10 protein-coding genes are annotated in these 18,190 nt (G+C 34.7%); 3 read left to right on the forward strand and 7 right to left on the reverse strand.

Annotation, left to right across the window (positions count from 1 at the left end):
• Positions 1 to 59: 59 nt before the first annotated feature.
• From AC1DVP_RS15330 to AC1DVP_RS15340, 3 genes are all read right to left on the reverse strand, one after another.
• On the reverse strand, positions 60 to 2,006 hold the full coding sequence (locus AC1DVP_RS15330) for a RagB/SusD family nutrient uptake outer membrane protein (protein WP_477184363.1): 1,947 nt from the start codon (positions 2,004 to 2,006) through the stop codon (positions 60 to 62).
• 14 nt (positions 2,007 to 2,020) lie between these two features.
• The gene (locus AC1DVP_RS15335) at positions 2,021 to 5,116 is read right to left on the reverse strand and encodes a SusC/RagA family TonB-linked outer membrane protein (RefSeq protein WP_477184364.1); all 3,096 of its coding nucleotides are present in this window, start codon (positions 5,114 to 5,116) and stop codon (positions 2,021 to 2,023) included.
• A 663-nt stretch (positions 5,117 to 5,779) separates the two neighbouring features.
• Entirely contained in the window at positions 5,780 to 7,834 is a 2,055-nt protein-coding gene (locus tag AC1DVP_RS15340) for a transketolase family protein (RefSeq protein WP_477184365.1), read from the reverse strand.
• A gap of 304 nt (positions 7,835 to 8,138) precedes the next feature.
• Between AC1DVP_RS15340 and AC1DVP_RS15345 the strand changes: the two genes are divergently transcribed.
• From AC1DVP_RS15345 to chrA, 3 genes are all read left to right on the forward strand, one after another.
• A complete protein-coding gene (locus AC1DVP_RS15345) occupies positions 8,139 to 9,170 on the forward strand; it encodes a LacI family DNA-binding transcriptional regulator (RefSeq protein ID WP_477184366.1) in 1,032 nt (343 codons plus the stop codon).
• Between the two features lie 227 nt (positions 9,171 to 9,397).
• Positions 9,398 to 9,817, forward strand: a complete 420-nt coding sequence (locus AC1DVP_RS15350) for a DoxX family protein (protein ID WP_477184367.1) — start codon at positions 9,398 to 9,400, stop codon at positions 9,815 to 9,817.
• A complete protein-coding gene (chrA, locus tag AC1DVP_RS15355) occupies positions 9,807 to 10,937 on the forward strand; it encodes a chromate efflux transporter (RefSeq protein ID WP_477184368.1) in 1,131 nt (376 codons plus the stop codon). The genes AC1DVP_RS15350 and chrA overlap by 11 nt, the downstream gene beginning before the upstream one ends.
• Positions 10,938 to 11,112: 175 nt before the next feature.
• Here the strand turns inward: chrA and AC1DVP_RS15360 are convergent, their stop codons facing one another.
• From AC1DVP_RS15360 to AC1DVP_RS15375, 4 genes are all read right to left on the reverse strand, one after another.
• Complete coding sequence (locus tag AC1DVP_RS15360) at positions 11,113 to 13,281, reverse strand: TonB-dependent receptor (RefSeq protein ID WP_477184369.1); 2,169 nt, start codon at positions 13,279 to 13,281, stop codon at positions 11,113 to 11,115.
• A gap of 75 nt (positions 13,282 to 13,356) precedes the next feature.
• Complete coding sequence (locus AC1DVP_RS15365) at positions 13,357 to 13,680, reverse strand: DUF6660 family protein (protein WP_477184370.1); 324 nt, start codon at positions 13,678 to 13,680, stop codon at positions 13,357 to 13,359.
• A 681-nt stretch (positions 13,681 to 14,361) separates the two neighbouring features.
• A complete protein-coding gene (locus tag AC1DVP_RS15370) occupies positions 14,362 to 15,606 on the reverse strand; it encodes a hypothetical protein (protein ID WP_477184371.1) in 1,245 nt (414 codons plus the stop codon).
• Positions 15,607 to 15,641: 35 nt separating this feature from the next.
• Positions 15,642 to 18,179 carry a heavy metal translocating P-type ATPase gene (locus tag AC1DVP_RS15375; protein ID WP_477184372.1) on the reverse strand — a complete coding sequence of 846 codons (2,538 nt, stop codon included), beginning with the start codon at positions 18,177 to 18,179 and terminating at the stop codon, positions 15,642 to 15,644.
• Between the last annotated feature and the right edge of the window lie 11 nt (positions 18,180 to 18,190).

Raw genomic sequence — 18,190 nt, forward strand, 5'->3', positions numbered from 1 at the left:
AAAACTACACTTCAATGTTAATAATCCAAAATTTCAAATCTAAACTTGTTCATAAAAATTTAGTATCCAGGGTTCTGATAAGCTAATTTTTCAGCAGCTGTCATTTCCATTCCGTCAATCTGTCCAGTAGGAATTGGTCTTAGATAATGAAATGGCTGGATAGTTCTTGTTACTGTTGCAGGAGTATGATTACCATAACTAGCTCCGCAGATTCTATAGGTTCCTGCTAACTCATTCCATTTTTGAGTACGTACTAAATCATACCAGCGGTATCCTTCACCAAAATATTCACGTGAACGCTCTGCTAAAATATAATTAATATCAATAATAGATGGAGTCGCTGCAGTAAGTACCGCACTATTATCTGCAACTTTTGCTACATTACCATTATTATCCCAACGCCATTTACCTGCACGTGCACGGATAACATTTATTAGGTTTCTAGCTGTCATAGATCCGGTTGCTCCTTTTACAGCAGCTTCAGCAGCTACAAAATAAAGTTCCGAGAATTTAGCAATTGGAAATGGTCTTGTACTCGCAGCATTAGGCTGCCCTAAAGTACCAGCATTATCTGTGCGGTATGGACCTAATTTCCAGAATCCAGGATACACAATTCTGCTAAATCCACTTGGAGAGACTACATAATCAGCTCTTCCTGGTAAAACTCCAGCACCAATACCACTGTCTCCTCCTCCAGAAGGATATACTATAGGAGTAGCCGGTTCATCACCTAAGAACGACAGTACAGCATCTTTTGGGCTTATAGGCAATGAATTTGCATTATACAATGTCGTTACATCTGTTAACCCAGTTCCTTTTAAATTCCAGTTCCCACGATATACAGTTGTAAAAGTACCATCATAACGTGAATCATTTGTTTTATCAGCAAATGTGTTTGTAAAAACATCAATAGGAGGTGCCATACGAGTCCAAGGGCGTCCAAGGGCTTGAGCCGCTTCACGCTGAACAGGAGAAACTAAACCGCCAGCTGCATTTTTACTTTTGATGGCTGTATAATTCCAAGTTGCCATCCATCCTGCAAAATTATCTGCACCGCCACCATTAGCATATGTAAGGCTAGATCCATTATAATACTCATTAGCTTCAGTATGATCAGCATAAAGCAGCATTTCTTTATTACGGTCGTTAGAACCTAAATTAACATCATAGAAACTTGCCTGCAAAGCAAAATTTGTTCCAGCATTATTAATCCCTTCTAACGCAACATTATATGCTTCTTGAAAATACCATTGTGCATTATGCCCGTCTGGATCAATTCTTGGGGTATCTGGATAGGTTGGAATACTATTTGGGTTTTGTAACCACCAAGCATATGTCAAATAAGCTTTTGCTAAATATAAACGAGCCAATGTTTTAGTTGCAGTACCAGTCAATCTAGATGCATCTGGCAACTCAGCAACAGCCGCTTTTAAATCAGGAAAAATCCCTTTAGTGTAAACTTGCGGTACACTGTTACGTACTGAAAACCTTGAAGGTTTGCTGTTAAATTTTAGCTCACCAGCTCCTAAATCTAGAGGCACTCCTCCAAAAGTCTGCACCAATAAGAAATAATCAAATCCTCTGAAAAATTTAGATTCAGCAACAAGACTAGGAGCAACTCCAACTGCTGCAGCATTTTCAATAATTCCATTGGCGGTATTAATGTCGGAAAATGAATTATTCCACAATACATCTGAACGGCTGGAACTTGGAGTAATTGTTCCAACACCTGATAAATCATGGTCTTTAAAGTTACCATCAGCACTTTGCGCATAGGTAATCTCATCTGTACCGGTTTCTAATGAATTATAAAAATAAGCATTCCCATACAGCCAGCGTAAATGAGCATAATGAGATGTTAGCCCTTGAATTACACCTTGCTCCGTTTTAAAGTAGCCAGGCTCATAAAAATCATGCGGTTTCTCTTCTAATAGGTCAGAACAACCTGCCAAGCTAAACAAAGCTACGGATCCTATAATTATATTTTTAAATATATATCGTTTCATATTTATTCTATTTATTAAAATGTTAAGTTAAGCCCCATTAGGAAGTTACGAGTTGATGGCGTATTAGTACCAATAACTAAAATTCTGCTAGGATAAGAATTTACGGCTTGATTTTGATCACCCAAAGAATTTGTTTCTGGATCCATACCAGACATATCATGATAAGGAGAAAAGAAAACAAATGGATTCTGAACGGAAGCATATACTCTCAATTTATCAATACCTACTTTTTTCATGAAATCCTGCTGAACGGTATAACCAAGAGTTATTGATCTGATTTTCAAATAAGAACCATCAAAATACCCCATAGTTGACATATATTTTGGATTATCACCACTTCTAACACCATTTGGATTAGGGAAATCTGCACCAGTATTCGTTGGTGTCCAATAATCTACGTCAACATTACTGCTTCGCCCATTAAGCAAATTCAAATAACTGGCACTTCCATAAAGTGTACTTACTAAAATTCCACCGCTTTTAAATGCTCCAACGGCATTAAAATCAAAACCTTTATAAGTTAAATTAGTATTGAAACCTCCTTGAAAGTCAGGATCGGTATCAAGGATTTGTCTATCAGTTGCATCAATTCTGCGTTTAGGAGATCCGTCAGCATTATATTCTCCTGTATATTTTACTTTTATAGATCCTACAACAGTTCCTGCTTGATTAACACCCGTTGGCCCTGCTTCATAGCTGCTCATAAAAGCATCTCCCTCTTGCCAAAGACCAATTTTTTCATAATCATAAATAGAAGCTATATTATGACCTACAAACCATAAATTACCTTCATCTCTATCCTTTCCAGAAGCAAGAGAAGTAATTTGATTTTGATTGGCATACAAGTTGAAACCAACTGTCCAGGTCAGACCATTAGGATTATCCAATATCACTCCGTTTAATGAAACTTCATATCCTTTATTTTCTGTTGCACCAACATTTGCTGTATAACCGCTAACACCTGATGTTGTTGGCAACTGCACTCTTTGTAATAAATTTTCCGTTTGTGTATTATAATATTCAACAGTACCTGTCAAGCGGCTGTTAAAAAATCCAAAATCTAAACCATAATTCATAGTCTTAGAATATTCCCAACCTAAAGCCGGGTTAGGTAATTCAGTAACATAAACTCCTGTAGAATTTGTAGTTCCAAAATTATAAGGTCTTGTGCTTAAAGTTCCTAATGTAGCATACGGATCAACCGATTGATTAGAAGTTTCACCATAACCTGCACGCAGTTTCAAAGAATTAATCCAATTAATATTCTTCATGAAAGATTCATTAGAAATAGTCCATCCTGCGGAAACGGCTGGATAAGTAACCCATTTTTCTCCTTCAGCTAATCTAGAAGAACCGTCAGAACGTATTGTGCCTGAAATAAAATAGCGATTATCATAAGAGTACATTAATCTCGCCATATAAGAACGTAATCCCCATTTTGTATAATCCTGCTCAGATGGTGTTATAGTGATCGGTTCCTCACTTTGTCCCATATTATAAAATTGAAATGCATCAGAAGTAATTCCATTTCTTGCTATTCTCGAATTATTACCTGTATAGCTTTCATTAGAATATAATCCAACAAAATTAATCGTATGCTTTTCAGCAAAAGTCTTATCATAAGTAATTAAATTCTCAAGCAGCCATTGCGTTGACATAAAGTTACTAATTGAAGCATTAGATAAAGTCGCCGCATTTACATCAAAAACACCTTGCCCTTCATAATATCCATTGTTAGTTGCGCGGAAATTTAATCCAGAATTCAATCTGTATTTCAACCCATCTATACCTGGAATTTTTAGCTCTGCAAAAACATTGTTATAAGAACTAAATGCTCTGTTTAGATTAATATATTTATCACCTAAAGCATTAATAGATTCTCTCGTATAAACCCATTTATCATCTATTAATCCCATATTCACAGTTCTTTTCAAATTGCCATTAGCATCATACGGATTAACCAAAGGCGACATACCTAAAGCGGCTCCAGGCCCTATATTATCACCATTCGTAATTGCATAGTTATTATTAGTAGTAAATCCTATGCGAAATGCAGTCCCAATTTCTTGATCTAGTGATGCTCTAAGACTAAAACGTTCATAAGACTGGCCAGGCAAAACAGATTCTTCTTTATAATATCCAAGTCCTCCTGTATAAGAACCGCCTTCACTTCCTCCTGAAACACTAACATCATGACTTATTATTTGCCCTGAATCATACAATAACCCTTGCCAATCAGTGTTAGTGCCTCTTACCTCATCTCTACCATCTGAATATAACTTAGTAACATCACGGAGTGCCGCAAACTGATTACCGTTCATCATTGGATATTCTCCAAAAACATTTTTTACCCCACCAAATCCATTATAAGTAAATTTAGCCTTTTGACCTTTACGTCCTTTATTCGTTGTAATCAACACAACTCCATTAGCACCGCGAGATCCATAAATTGCAGTGGCAGAAGCATCCTTCAAAATGTCAAGGGATTTTATGTCAACAGGATTAATATCTCCTATGGATCCTGCAAAAGGAACTCCATCAAGTACAATCAAAGGATCATTACTTGCCGTAAGCGATCTGGTGCCACGAATACGAATTTGCATGGAAGCACCTGGTTTGGTAGAGGTTTGAGTTAATTCAACACCTGGCAGTCTTGCTTGTAGCGCTTGAGTTACATTTCCAGATGCAAATTCACCCAATTCTTTACCACCAATTGTAGCTACAGATCCCGTAACAGCTTCCTTACGAACAGCACCATATCCAATTACTACAATTTCTTTCAAAGTATTGGATTCTTCTTCGAGAGTCACATTTATAGTATTACGTCCGCTTACTGTTATTTCTTTGCTTTTGTATCCTAAAAAACTAAAAACAAGTACTCCATTTGAAGGAACATCTTTAATCGAATATTTACCGTCAAAATCAGAGCTGGTTCCGCTGCTTGATCCTTTCAAGTTTACATTCGCTCCAGGAACAGGACCATTCTTGTCTGATATTATTCCTGTAACTGCCGTTTGCGCACCCGCACTGAGCGAAAGAACAAACATTAAAATCAAAAAACCAAAACATTTAAAATGCTTTGATTTGCTTGTAACAAAATAGTTAGTCATAAAAATTGAATTAATTAAAATTAGTTAGGGTTTTAATTTTAATCACATTCTTTGGATAAGTGTGATTAGCACAAATATATAAATAAAAGTTAAATACACAATCGGTTGTGTATATTTTTTTTATGAATTTAAAAAAAATAACATAATATTAAAATTGTATCTTCATAAAATTTATTATAAAATTAAATAAATCATAAATTTAAAATAGCTATCACATAAAAATTTGATGATAAATCACCATTTAGATCAAAACAATAAATATAAAATAATACTAATCATCTAATAAACAGAATAGAATAAAACATATTAATTCGATATAAAAACAGCAAAAAACAAAACAATCGATTGTTTGAATAAGAAATGTTTTACAAAAAATAATATCCTATTTATATTAAATTTCTAATTAAATCCTTAAGCTTAATCTAATTTTAATTTCATATTAAATACGTTATCTATTAACTTCTATCAAAATAAAAAACAAAAAAAAGGAGCCAAATTTAGCTCCCCTTATTCAATTGTTATAAATAACTTCTAAATGCCTATAAAACCTAACAATCATAGATCACTCCTACCCATTTTTATAACAATTATTTTTTATAAACAAACTACTGTTCCTTATAATATTAACCAACTAAAAGTTTCAAATCTTAGTATCTTAAAGTCTTAATTGCTCAATATCTGAGCACTCTCCTCAATATACTTTACTATTTCTGCGCAAACGCTTTGGCTGGTAAATCCAAATTTTTCGTCCAAAACGCCCGCTGGAGCCGAATAGCCAAAATGGTCCAGTCCTACTACTTTTCCGCTGTCGCCAATGAGTCCTTCAAGGTTTACAGGAAGACCTGCGGTGAGTCCGAAAACTAGTTTTTCCTTTGGTATAATGCTTTCTTGGTATGATTTGGATTGTGATTTGAACAAGCCTTCAGAAATAATGGAAGCGATGTTTATTTTTAGATTGTGTTCCTTTTCCAAGATCACTGCTGCATCGATTAGTGTCGAAACTTCCGATCCGTTTGCGATTAAAGTGATGTCCGGATTTTCAGTTTCTTTTACCAAATAACCGCCTTTTGCAACTCCCGTTGCTTCATCGTATCTTGAAGTTTTAGCCGCCGGAATATCTTTTATGCCTTGTCTGGAAAGAATTAAAGCCGTTGGCGTTTTGGTGTTTTTCAAAGCCATATCCCAAGCCACGGAAGTTTCAATGGCATCGGCAGGGCGCAGTGCCAATAAACTTTGGTGTCCCGAATGGTTTTTTACCTTTTCCAGCAAACGCATCTGCGCTTCCTGTTCGATCGGCTGGTGCGTTGGTCCGTCTTCTCCCACTCGGAAMGAGTCGTGCGTCAGGACATATTTTACAGGAAGCTCCTGAATAGCGGCCAATCGGATGGCCGGTTTCATATAATCCGAGAATACAAAGAAAGTTGCCACTACAGGAACTACACCGCCATGCAAAGCAATTCCGTTTGCGATGGAAGTCATCGTCAATTCGGCAACTCCTGCCTGCAAAAAGGCTCCGTTGAAATTGTTTTTTTGCAATACCGATGATTTTTTCAGGAAGCCGTCGGTTTTGTCGCTGTTGGATAAATCTGCCGAAGAAACAATGATGTTTTCTACGTTTTCCGCCAGATAAGCCAGCACTGCAGACGAAGCGTCTCTAGTCGCAGCATTTGGTTTTTGTGCCACTTTGCTTAAATCCAGTTCCGGTAATTTGCCCGATAAAAACAGTTCCATTTTTTGTGCCAATGCCGGGTTTTCGTTTTCCCATTTGGTAATCTGCTGTTTTTTTACAGAAGCTTTTTCTGTTTTTTTGGATAAAATATCAGAATAATGTGCAGCTACTTCTTCAAAAATTGCAAAAGGATCTTCTGGATTGGCTTTGAGGTTCAGCAATGTTTTGATGTAATCGGCTTTGGTGTCGCCAATAGGTTTTCCGTGCAGTTCGCATTCGCCTTCGTACATGGAACCGTCGGCGGTAACGCAACCTTTGCCCATAATCGTTTTTCCAATGATCAAGGTTGGTCTTTCGGTTTCCTGGTTGGCTGTATCCAATGCTTTACGGATTTCCGAATGGTCATGGCCGTCAATAGTGATTACGTTCCATCCCCAAGCTCGGTATTTCATGGCTGTATCTTCTGAAGTCACTTCGTCGGTCATAGAAGAAAGCTGCACATCATTCGAATCATAAAACATAATAAAGTTGTTCAGTCCCAAATGCCCTGCGATTCTTCCGGCTCCCTGCGAAATCTCTTCCTGAACCCCTCCATCGGTGATAAAACCGTATATTTTATGGTCAAAAAGCCCTTTGAATCTGGCGTCAAGAAATTTGGCWGCGATGGCAGCGCCAACTCCCATGGCATGTCCTTGCCCCAGTGGTCCCGAGGTGTTTTCGATTCCTCGCAAAACATCAACTTCAGGATGTCCAGGCGTTACAGATCCCCATTGCCTAAACTGCTGTACGTCTTCTTTTTTATAGTTTCCTAATAAATAGTATTGCGCATACATCAAAGCCGATAAGTGTCCCGCATCCATAAAGAAACGGTCTCTGAAAGGCCAATCCATCTGGGATGGGTCAAAATCTAAGTATTCAGTGTATAAAATATGCATAAAATCAGCGCCTCCCATAGCACCTCCCGGATGCCCTGAATTTGCTTTTTCTACCATGGATATAGCCAGAGCTCTTATGTTGTCTGAGGCTAAATTGTCAATTTTTTTATTCATAATTTAAATATTATATAATTTTTATAAACCAAGAAATCTTCAAGTTTTTATAATCTTAAAATCTTTCATTAACCTGTAGCTAATATTTTGATTAAAAAAATATTCACTTAAAATAGAATCCGATGATTCCAAAAAGTAAAAATCAAAAACACGCAACCGATTGTTTTTGCAAACATATAAAAAAATTAAATACAAATTGAAATATTACTAAAACAAAAAAATAATCCATTTAAATGTAATACCAATAGATTTTTTGTTAAATTGGATATACAAAAAAAGTATATTTGTAATAAACGGATACCAAATGGAAGAAAATAAAGATATTACGATTTATGACATAGCCAAAAAATTAAACCTTGCAACTTCTACAATTTCCAGGGCATTAAAGGACCATCATACTATTAGTGCAAAAACAATTAAGAAGGTTAAAGAGGCTTGTGCAGAATTAGGATATCGCCCAAATAGCCTTGCAGCTGGATTGCGCAGTAACAAAACCCAAACTATAGGGGTACTAGTGCCTACAATTGACCAGCCATTTCTATCTTCCTTAATTAGCGGAATCGAAACAACTGCCAAAAAATCAGGATATACCATTCTCATTACACAATCGGGAGATTCATATCAAGAAGAAATCAATATGACTCAAGCTCTTTATGCCAGCAGAATTAGCGGTATAATTTGTTCATTAGGAATGGAAACAAGAGATACTTCACATTTTATGCCGTTTATAGATGCTAAAATTCCGTTGGTTTTTGTAGACAGGGTGCCAAACGATATAGATACTTACAGAGTTATAATAGATAATTACGCAGCAGGATACAAAGCCACAAAGCACCTCATTGATCAAGGCTGCAAACGCATTGCACATTTTTATGCCGGTATGGAATTTGGCACACTGTTTAGCGAAAGAAAAAGAGGATATCTGGATGCCTTAAGAGCCCACAATCTTCCTATTGATGAAGACTTAATAATTAAATTAGAACAGCTAGTATTTGCCGAAGGAATTAAGGCAACCAATAAATTACTAGACATGAAAAATCCGCCTGATGGGATTTTTTCTTCAGTTGACATTACCGCAATAAGCGCAATTCAATGTGCAAAAAAAAGAGGCGTCAAAATACCGGAAGAATTGGCAATAATAGGATTCAATGATGATCCTATTTCATCAATTATTGATCCTGGTCTGTCCACAATATCACACCCTGCATTTAAAATGGGACAGATTTCTGCAGAAAAAATATTAAATCACCTACTATCACCAAAAAAAGATAACATCAAAGAGGTCACATATTTAAATACTGAGGTAATAATTAGAGAATCAACAAAGAGAAATTAAAAGTTTATACCAATTTGTAATTCATATTACATTTTATGACAATCCATAACTAATGCCAAACAGATAGAATTAGCCACAGATTAAAAAGATTTACACAGATTTTTTCAAAAAGTGTAATAAAATCTGTGAGAATCAGTATAATCAATGGCAAAAAAATATACATGGTACTCTTTGCGGACAGTCGTATTACATTTTTACATAGATTGACTGTGTGCAGACATATAAAAATGAAAAAACAAATATTAAATACGGACAATTCAAAAACAACAATCCTGATCAGACTGATCGTTGGAGTTGTGTTTCTGTTGGAAGGAATTCAGAAATTTTTGTTTGCTGACACACTTAATGCAGGACGATTTGATAAAATCGGTTTGCCATCGCCTGAATTTTTAAGGAGTTTTAAAATTATTTGCGGAACGCTAATTCTTTTTGGCTTTTCGACAAAATTTGCAAGTATTCCACTCTTCATCATTATGCTTACTGCCATTACGGCAACTAAATCGGAAATTTTAGCTGAAAAGGTTTTTGGGGAAATGAAGCACGAAAGCAGAACAGATTGGGCAATGCTTTTGGGAAATATTTTTATACTGATAAAAGGTGGTGGATATTGGTCGGGGGATAAAGCTTTGACGAAAAATGGAGAATAAAGCTGGCTTAAAGGATATTGCCAAACTTTTTCTAAAACTAGGAATTATTGGTTTTGGTGGTCCTGCTTCACATATTGCAATGATGCAGAAAGAAGTTGTTACGAAAAGAAAATGGCTGACCGAACAGCATTTTTTGGATTTAATTGGTGCAACTAACTTAATTCCTGGACCTAACAGCACCGAAATGGCGATTCATATCGGACACGAAAAAGGCGGCTGGAAAGGTTTAATCATTGCAGGGTTTTGTTTCATTTTACCAGCCGTTTTCATTACAGGATTTTTTGCTTATCTCTACAAACAATACGGACAACTACCCGAATTACAGCCTTTTGTTTATGGAATAAAACCTGCCATTATTGCGATAATTCTTGGTGCAATTTTTCCTTTGGCAAAGAAATCTTTGAAATCGGCAGAACTTATAATCATCGGACTTCTTGTTTTGATTTGTTCATTGCTCAGCATTAACGAAATATATTTGATGTTTGGGGCAGGGTTTTTGGCTTTACTTTTGGCTTATGTGCGAAACAAAAAACAAAACAACATCAGCAGCTTTCTACCATTAACTTTATTGCAAATTACAAACACGACAATACTTTCGGTATCCAATGTAAATCTGTTTTGGATTTTCCTAAAAATTGGAGCAATACTTTATGGAAGCGGTTATGTTTTGTTTGCATTTCTCGACACAGAATTAGTTTCAACAGGGCTCTTGACAAGACAGCAACTGATTGATGCAATTGCTGTTGGACAATTCACACCCGGCCCCGTTTTTTCCTCGGTAACTTTTATTGGTTATCAAATCAACGATTTGACAGGAGCAATCGTTTCGACAATCGCCATATTTTTACCTTCATTTGTATTTGTAGCATTACTCAATCCAATCGTAAAGAAAATGCGAAACTCAAAACTGTTTTCTTCATTTCTTGACGCTGTAAATGTAGCATCAGTCGCAATAATTGCCGCAGTTTGTTTTGATATGGGCAAAGGCACCATTACAGATTGGCGGACAATTTTGATTGCTGTTTTAAGCATAATAACCACATTTGGATACAAGAAATTAAATAGTGCTTTTATAGTTTTAGGAGGTTCATTAATCGGCTATTTACTGACACTAATATGACAACAAACACGATAGAAAATAAGAACGAACGCACAAACCGCAGTTTGTCAAAATGGCGGGTTCAGTGCTAAATTCAACATCAGTTCTTTTATTGAAAATAATCTTAAACATGCGAAATAAAAAAGCCTGCGGAATCTGGATTTAATCCTGCAGGCTCTGATTGCTTATGAGATATTTAAATTTTTAGTTTGATTCCGACATTTACTACAAATCCGTCTAGCGGAGCATAGATGTCTTTAAAGACAGGATTTGAGATTGTTCCCGTATAAATACTTCCAAATTTTGTTTGTCTGGTATCAGTAAAATTTTCGAAATTGGCATAAACTGAAAAATTTCCCAAAAGCTTTTCAATCATAAAGCCGAAAATCCAATACTCTCTCCCAGTAGTGCCATCATTAAGTTTTTGCGGGCTGTAATAATAAGCCTCCAAACCGGCTTTCCATTTGTCTTCTACTTCATACATCAAAACATTATTCAATCTGTGTTTCGCCGTTAAAGGATTTTCAGATTTTATTCCGTTGTTATCTATAGAAGCATCAGTATAGGTATAACCCAGAAATAATTTGAAATCTTTATATCCTAATTTGACATTTGTTTCGGTTCCTTTTGTGTTTAAATATCCATCAGCGTTTACAAACTGATAAATGTCATTAGGAAGCGAAGTTAAGATAAGCGGACTATCAACATTGGTATAAAAGAATAACTGATTCAATGATAAAGATATATCTTCGGTAATTTTAGTTTTATAATTCACATCAAAGTTAAGTCCGTAACTTTTTTCAAGTGCATTGAAATCATTATTAATAGGCAGTACGTTTCGATATTGTATGCGCTCGCTTTCTTCTGTAAATATGGTTGGCGTTTTGTAACCTAACCCACCGCCAAGTCTGGAAGTAAGCTTAGAATTGATTTTAAATAAAGCTGAAATTCTTGGCAAAAAAGAAAATCCGTAATCATCAACATAATCGCCACGCAGACCTGTTTCTATATTCAGCCATTCTTTGGCTTTTACTGTATTTTGAATGAAAGCCCCATAAGTAATCTGGTTATAATTTCTCAGAGGAAAAGCTGTTTTGTTATCTTCAATAAAATTATCGGTGTATAAATTTGCACCGGTAACCCATTCAGTAATTTTGCCATTTTTAGAATAGCTAATTTCAGAAAAGGTACTGTTCTGTAAACCGTCAAAAATATAATCAGGTATCGTTATGACACGGCTAAAATTATTGAAACTGTTCTTAATCGTCAAAACTTCTTTCTCGCTGAATTTATGCGTAAAGGCAAATTGAGTGCTTATTCTCTTCGTTTTGTTCCTTTCGAAGTAATTGTCTGGATATTTACTTTCGTCTTTGATATAATCAATGTTCCCGCCGATACGATTTTCAAAAACCGTATTTACGCCAAAATTGAGTTTTGTGTTTTCATTAAAATTGACAAATAATTTTGGATTAAAATTAAAACGTTCAAATTTCGGAATAGCAGTAAGCAGTATATCTGCAGGATCATAAGGAGCATTTCGGTCATGTGAAGCAAAAACTGTCAATCCAATTTTATTAAACTGCTGAGAATAAAACCCATTTATATCCAGTCCAAGTGCAGAGGTTCCATTAATTAAAAAGCGTAATTCTCTTTCTTTAGCCGGAATTTTAGAAACAAGGTTAACCAAACCAGCAATTGCTCCTCCTCCATAAAGTGTAGATGCAGAACCTTTGATTATTTCAACTTGTTTTAAATCTAAAGGTGGTGTCTGTAATAATCCCAGTCCACTGGAGGCTCCGGAATAAAGAGGAAAACCATCCTTTAAAATTTGGGTATATCTTCCGTCCAATCCTTGAATTCTAATAGACGAGTTTCCAGAAGTTGCAGATGTCTGCTGGGTTTGTATTCCGGTACTTTCGTTAAGCATCATGCGGATATCCCCTGGTTTCATATTGGCTTTTTCTTCGAGTTCTTCTCCTGCAATAAACTCTACTCTGGTCGGAATGTTACTGATGGTTCTTGTTCCTCTTGTTGAAGTGACAATGATTTCATCCATTTCTTCGGCTTCGCGTTCTAAAGCAATCTCTAAAAACTCATTAGCAAAAGGCACTTTAAAAAATGTTTTATGCGAGCTATAACCTTCTATAAAAACAGACAATGTGTAATCTCCATCCGCAAGATTTTCAAAAATGATAATTCCATTATCATCAGATATAAATTCCAAATTAGTTCCTTCAATTTTAGCTGTTACACCTTTTATTGGTTCATTAGTAATAGCATCTTTTATATGGAACTTGATTTTATTTTGTGCTTGCACAGTGCTAATAGCTGCTATTGCGACTATCAAAAAAATATATTTAAACATTTGTAATTTCTTTATATTAATAAACATAACATATCTGCCTGATATCAAAATCATGCAAAACAAATTCTTTTTATATTAAGAAATTTTAGGAGGCTGCCAAATTTTACAAATGAAAGAAGAATTTATAAATTTATCATACGATCTTGGCTGTTCTATATCGTCTGTTATAAAATCTAATTTTTTACTAAAATGGGAATAAGTTAAATTTATTGTGAACCCAACGCAGGTGCCGCATGAATAAAACGGAGAACACTTTCCGTTACAATCGTTGCCGCAATCATGAGAGTTATCTTCACAATTCTTTTCTGCATTGCATTCTGAATGATTAGCAAATGCTGAGCATGGTACTGTCGAAAGAAACAGTACAATAAACGATACTATTGTTGCAAATGTTTTCACATTGCGAATTTATAACTATTATTTGCTGCTAACTTATTTTACTCTATAAATAATATTCCAATAGTCAATCTTATAGTGTTTTTTTTTTTTTGAAAGAACATTTAAAATTTGGTTGTCAGAAACTGCCTTTTTTATAAGAAGAAAATAATTCATGGTAGTTTCAATTGTTTTTGATGTTATATTATACCAATTTAAAATGTTCGTTTGAATAAAACTGTAGCCATTAGATAAATATACTACAGATTACTAAAAAAACGTTGGGTGTGATTAATATTTTGATTTTTAATTTTATTTATTTGTCTATCAATGATGAATTTATTGATTTTATGAACAATTGAGAGGTAGACATTATAATAATAATTGGAAGAAAAGGAAATAGGAAGATGCTTATGCACCTTTTTTTATGAGATTATTTTTGAAATATCGAAAACCGTAATATCTAATTAAGATTATTTGTATGTTTGGTTCAGCACAATCAACTGTAAAATTTACGCTAGGGAATCTTAGAAAATTTTTAATAAACGGCACTCAAATATTAAAACCAAAAACCTCCAAAAACAAATGAATTCGGAAGTTTATAATTGGTAGTGATCTTTATGAACCTGTTTACGAACAATTTTATGTAGAATTTGAAGAAGTTATCTTCAATAACTTAAAAATTGTTTATTAATAAATAAGCACTTACACTTTTTTTGCAATTTTTTCCATTATTGAATAATCCGAACCAAATTTGCAAATAGCATCACAATTGGTTCTTAATTCTGAAAACAGAATGTATTTGATATTCATTTTTGAATTTTTTATGACTGGTCGGTTGAGTTGTTGAATAACATCTTTTTCTCGACTGTCTGGAATGATGATATAAAAAACTTCTTCTCCGTTAGAAATACTAAAATATAAATCAGATAATCGGAGTATCCCTGAATAAATACTCGTGCTTTTTTCGACTTCAAATGCTCCAATGATTTTATTAGTTACTTTTTGAAACCATAACACATCGATTAGTTTTATGGTATTTTGTGTGTCTTTATCTGTTGGAAGTTCTGGGAATTTATTGATTGATATAAATGAAAAACTTTGTCCGCCAAACGATTTGCTCTTATCGTTACTTGCTGGTGTAACATCATAACCTAATGAAACTCCAATTTTTAATAAATGGTATTGCATTTCATTATGAAGATTTTCGGCTAATTTTTCTTCCTGAATTTCTTTTTGTCGTTTTAGTATATTCTTTTCAAATTTTGCTCGTTCCTCTTCACTCAAATATTCATCGTTACCAATAAGCATTTTTTGTGTTCCAATTTCAAAACACAAACCTGCAATTGCTCCTAAATCATTGGATAATTCTGCTTTGTTTTTACTATTAGTTTCGATTAAAGTTTCTCTTATTTTTAAATATTCTGTCCAACTTCCTAGTTTCTTTTTGTCTTTGAATAGAAAATTAAATCCATTAAGAATAGCTGTATTAAATGGTGGAAACCAAGTTGGATGCAAAAAATATAAAATACTTGCTACAGCTGGACCAAGGCCTTTTATTTTTAATTCATCCAATTTTACAATTTCTTTTACAACTTGTTCTTCTGTTTTGGCATTGATGCAGTTCTCGAGAAATTGACCAAAAGCAATTTTATTATTTTGGTTTTCGTAAATATCTGGAATTCTCAATTTTGGTTTCCAATAAAAAGGATGTGCTACGCCCACAAATATTTGTTTTTGTTCTGCTATACAACTCAATACAAATTCTAAACTACTGCCTTTGAAATCGTTTGGAAATGTTTTGTTTTTAATATCGTCTATCACTTGCAAAACACCACGGCGAATAGTCCGAAAAGCTTTTAATCGTTGGTCATTATCTACAAACCAAATTGTATAAACACTTTCGGTATCGGTTTTATATTGTTTGATTATTTGAGTAAAGTTGTTCATTTTTAATACAGCTATAACTTATTTCTTATTCGATTTTACAATTTCAAACTTCTTAATCGCAAAGCATTTACAATTACAGAAACCGAGCTAAAACTCATTGCTAAAGCTGCAATCATCGGCGATAATAAAATTCCAAAAAACGGATATAAAACACCCGCTGCAATTGGAACTCCTAAAACATTGTAGAAGAAGGCAAAGAATAAGTTTTGTTTGATGTTTCGCATTACTGCGTGGCTTAAATTCTTAGCTTTTACTATGCCTTGCAAATCCCCTTTTACTAGAGTGATTTTGGCACTTTCAATAGCTACATCAGTTCCTGTTCCCATTGCTATACCAATATCGGCTTGGGCTAATGCTGGTGCATCATTTATACCGTCTCCAGCCATTGCTACAATTTTTCCTTCGGATTGTAAACGCTTAATTTCGTTTAATTTGTCTTCGGGTAAACAACTCGCTTTGTAGGATGATAAGTTTAATTCATCGGCAACCGCTTTGGCTGTATTTACATTATCGCCGGTAAGCATAATTACTTCAACACCTTGTCGCATTAGTTCTTTTATGGCTTCTTTACTTGAAATTTTAATTGCATCGGTAATTGATACAAAACCCACTGCAATGCCATCAACAGCAATATAGGAAACAATTTTTCCTAGTTTTTGTTCGGCTATAATTTTGTTTCCTAAATCATCAGAAACTGTGGCTTTGACTTGTTCCATTAGTTTTTTATTGCCCAATGCTACTTTTTTATTGGTAACTGTTCCTGTAACTCCTTTTCCTGCAACGGCTTCAAAATCTTTGATTTCTATTAATGAAATGTTTTTTGCTTTGGCATAATTTACAACCGCTTGGGCTAATGGATGCTCACTGTATTGATTTAAAGAAGCGATGTTTTGCAGCAAATCATTCTCATTATTGTTTGATGCAAAAACCTTTTCTACCGATGGTTTTCCTTCGGTTATTGTTCCTGTTTTATCGGTTATTAAAACATTTACTTTGTTCATATTTTCTAATGCTTCGGCATTTTTTATCAAAACTCCCGATTGTGCGCCTTTTCCAACTCCAACCATTACTGACATTGGCGTTGCCAGACCCAATGCACAAGGACATGCTATAATTAAAACCGCAATCGCATTTATAAAACCATAAACCAATGCAGGCTCTGTACCAAATTTTGCCCAGACGAAAAAGGTAATAAGTGAAATGATTACAACAATTGGCACAAAATATTTGGCAATACTATCTGCTAATTTTTGGATTGGCGCTTTAGAGCGACTGGCATCATTTACCATTTTTACAATTTGCGAAAGCAAGGTTTCTGAACCTACTTTTTCTGCAATCATTACAAAGGATTTGTTACCGTTTATAGTTCCTGCAATAACATTATCATCTTTCTTTTTGTCTACTGGAATAGGTTCTCCAGTAATCATTGCTTCATCAATACTGCTTTCGCCAGCACTTATTTTTCCATCAACTGGTATTTTGTCTCCTGGTTTTACTCGTAGTAAATCTCCTTTTTTGATGTCGTGAATTGAAATTACTTTATCGCTTCCGTCAATAACCAAAGTTGCTTCGGTTGGAGCGAGTTTTAATAATTCTTTGATTGCTCCGCTAGTTTGACTGTGGGCTTTGGCTTCCAATAATTGTCCTAATAAAACCAATGTTAGAATTACTGTTGTAGCTTCAAAATATAATAAAACTGCCCCTGTTTCAGTTTTGAATTCGTTTGGGAAAATACTAGGAAAAAACATTCCAACTAAACTGAACAAAAAAGCAACTCCTGTTCCTATACCGATAAGGGTAAACATATTCAAATTCCAAGTAATAATAGATTTGAAGGCACGAACAAAGAACATCCAACACGCATAAAAAACAACAGGAAGTGTAAGTATAAATTGTACCCAATTCCATTTTGCAGCATCCATTATTTTAAGTAACGGATTGTTTGGCATCATTTCTATCATTGCGATGGCAAAAACAGGAACGGTAAAAATTACTGCCACTTTCATTTTTTTGACTAAATTTTTATAGTTTTTTTGGTCTTCACTATCACTCGGCTCCATCGCTACCAAATCCATTCCGCAAATAGGACACGAACCAGGAGTATCTTTAATGACTTCGGGATGCATCGGACAAGTAAACTTAATAGGACTGGTATTGAGTTCCTGTACTTTTTCAAGATGCATCCCACAAACTGGGCAATCACCAGCTTTATCATATATTTTATCTCCTTCGCAATGCATTGGACAATAATATTTTCCTTTGGTATTACTTGGTATTATGGCTTCCTTTTTATCACTATGGGAATGCTCTGAACAACAAGATTTTGCAACAGGCGCATTTGTTGTAATATCTTTTGAGTTTTCACCATTACTTGTTTCTATGGTGTATTTTCCAACGGCTGTTAGTGCTTCTTGTAGTTGTGCTGTTGGAATGTGTTTTTCCATAGTGATTGTAGCTGTGGGTGGATTTAACGAAACTGTTGCTACAACACCATCAATAGCATTCAATGTTTTTTCGACTTTTGTTCGACATCCATCACATGTCATTCCAGTTATGTTGTAAGTATGTATCATCTTTAATTATT

The organism is Flavobacterium sp. P3_A6 (assembly GCF_056403035.1).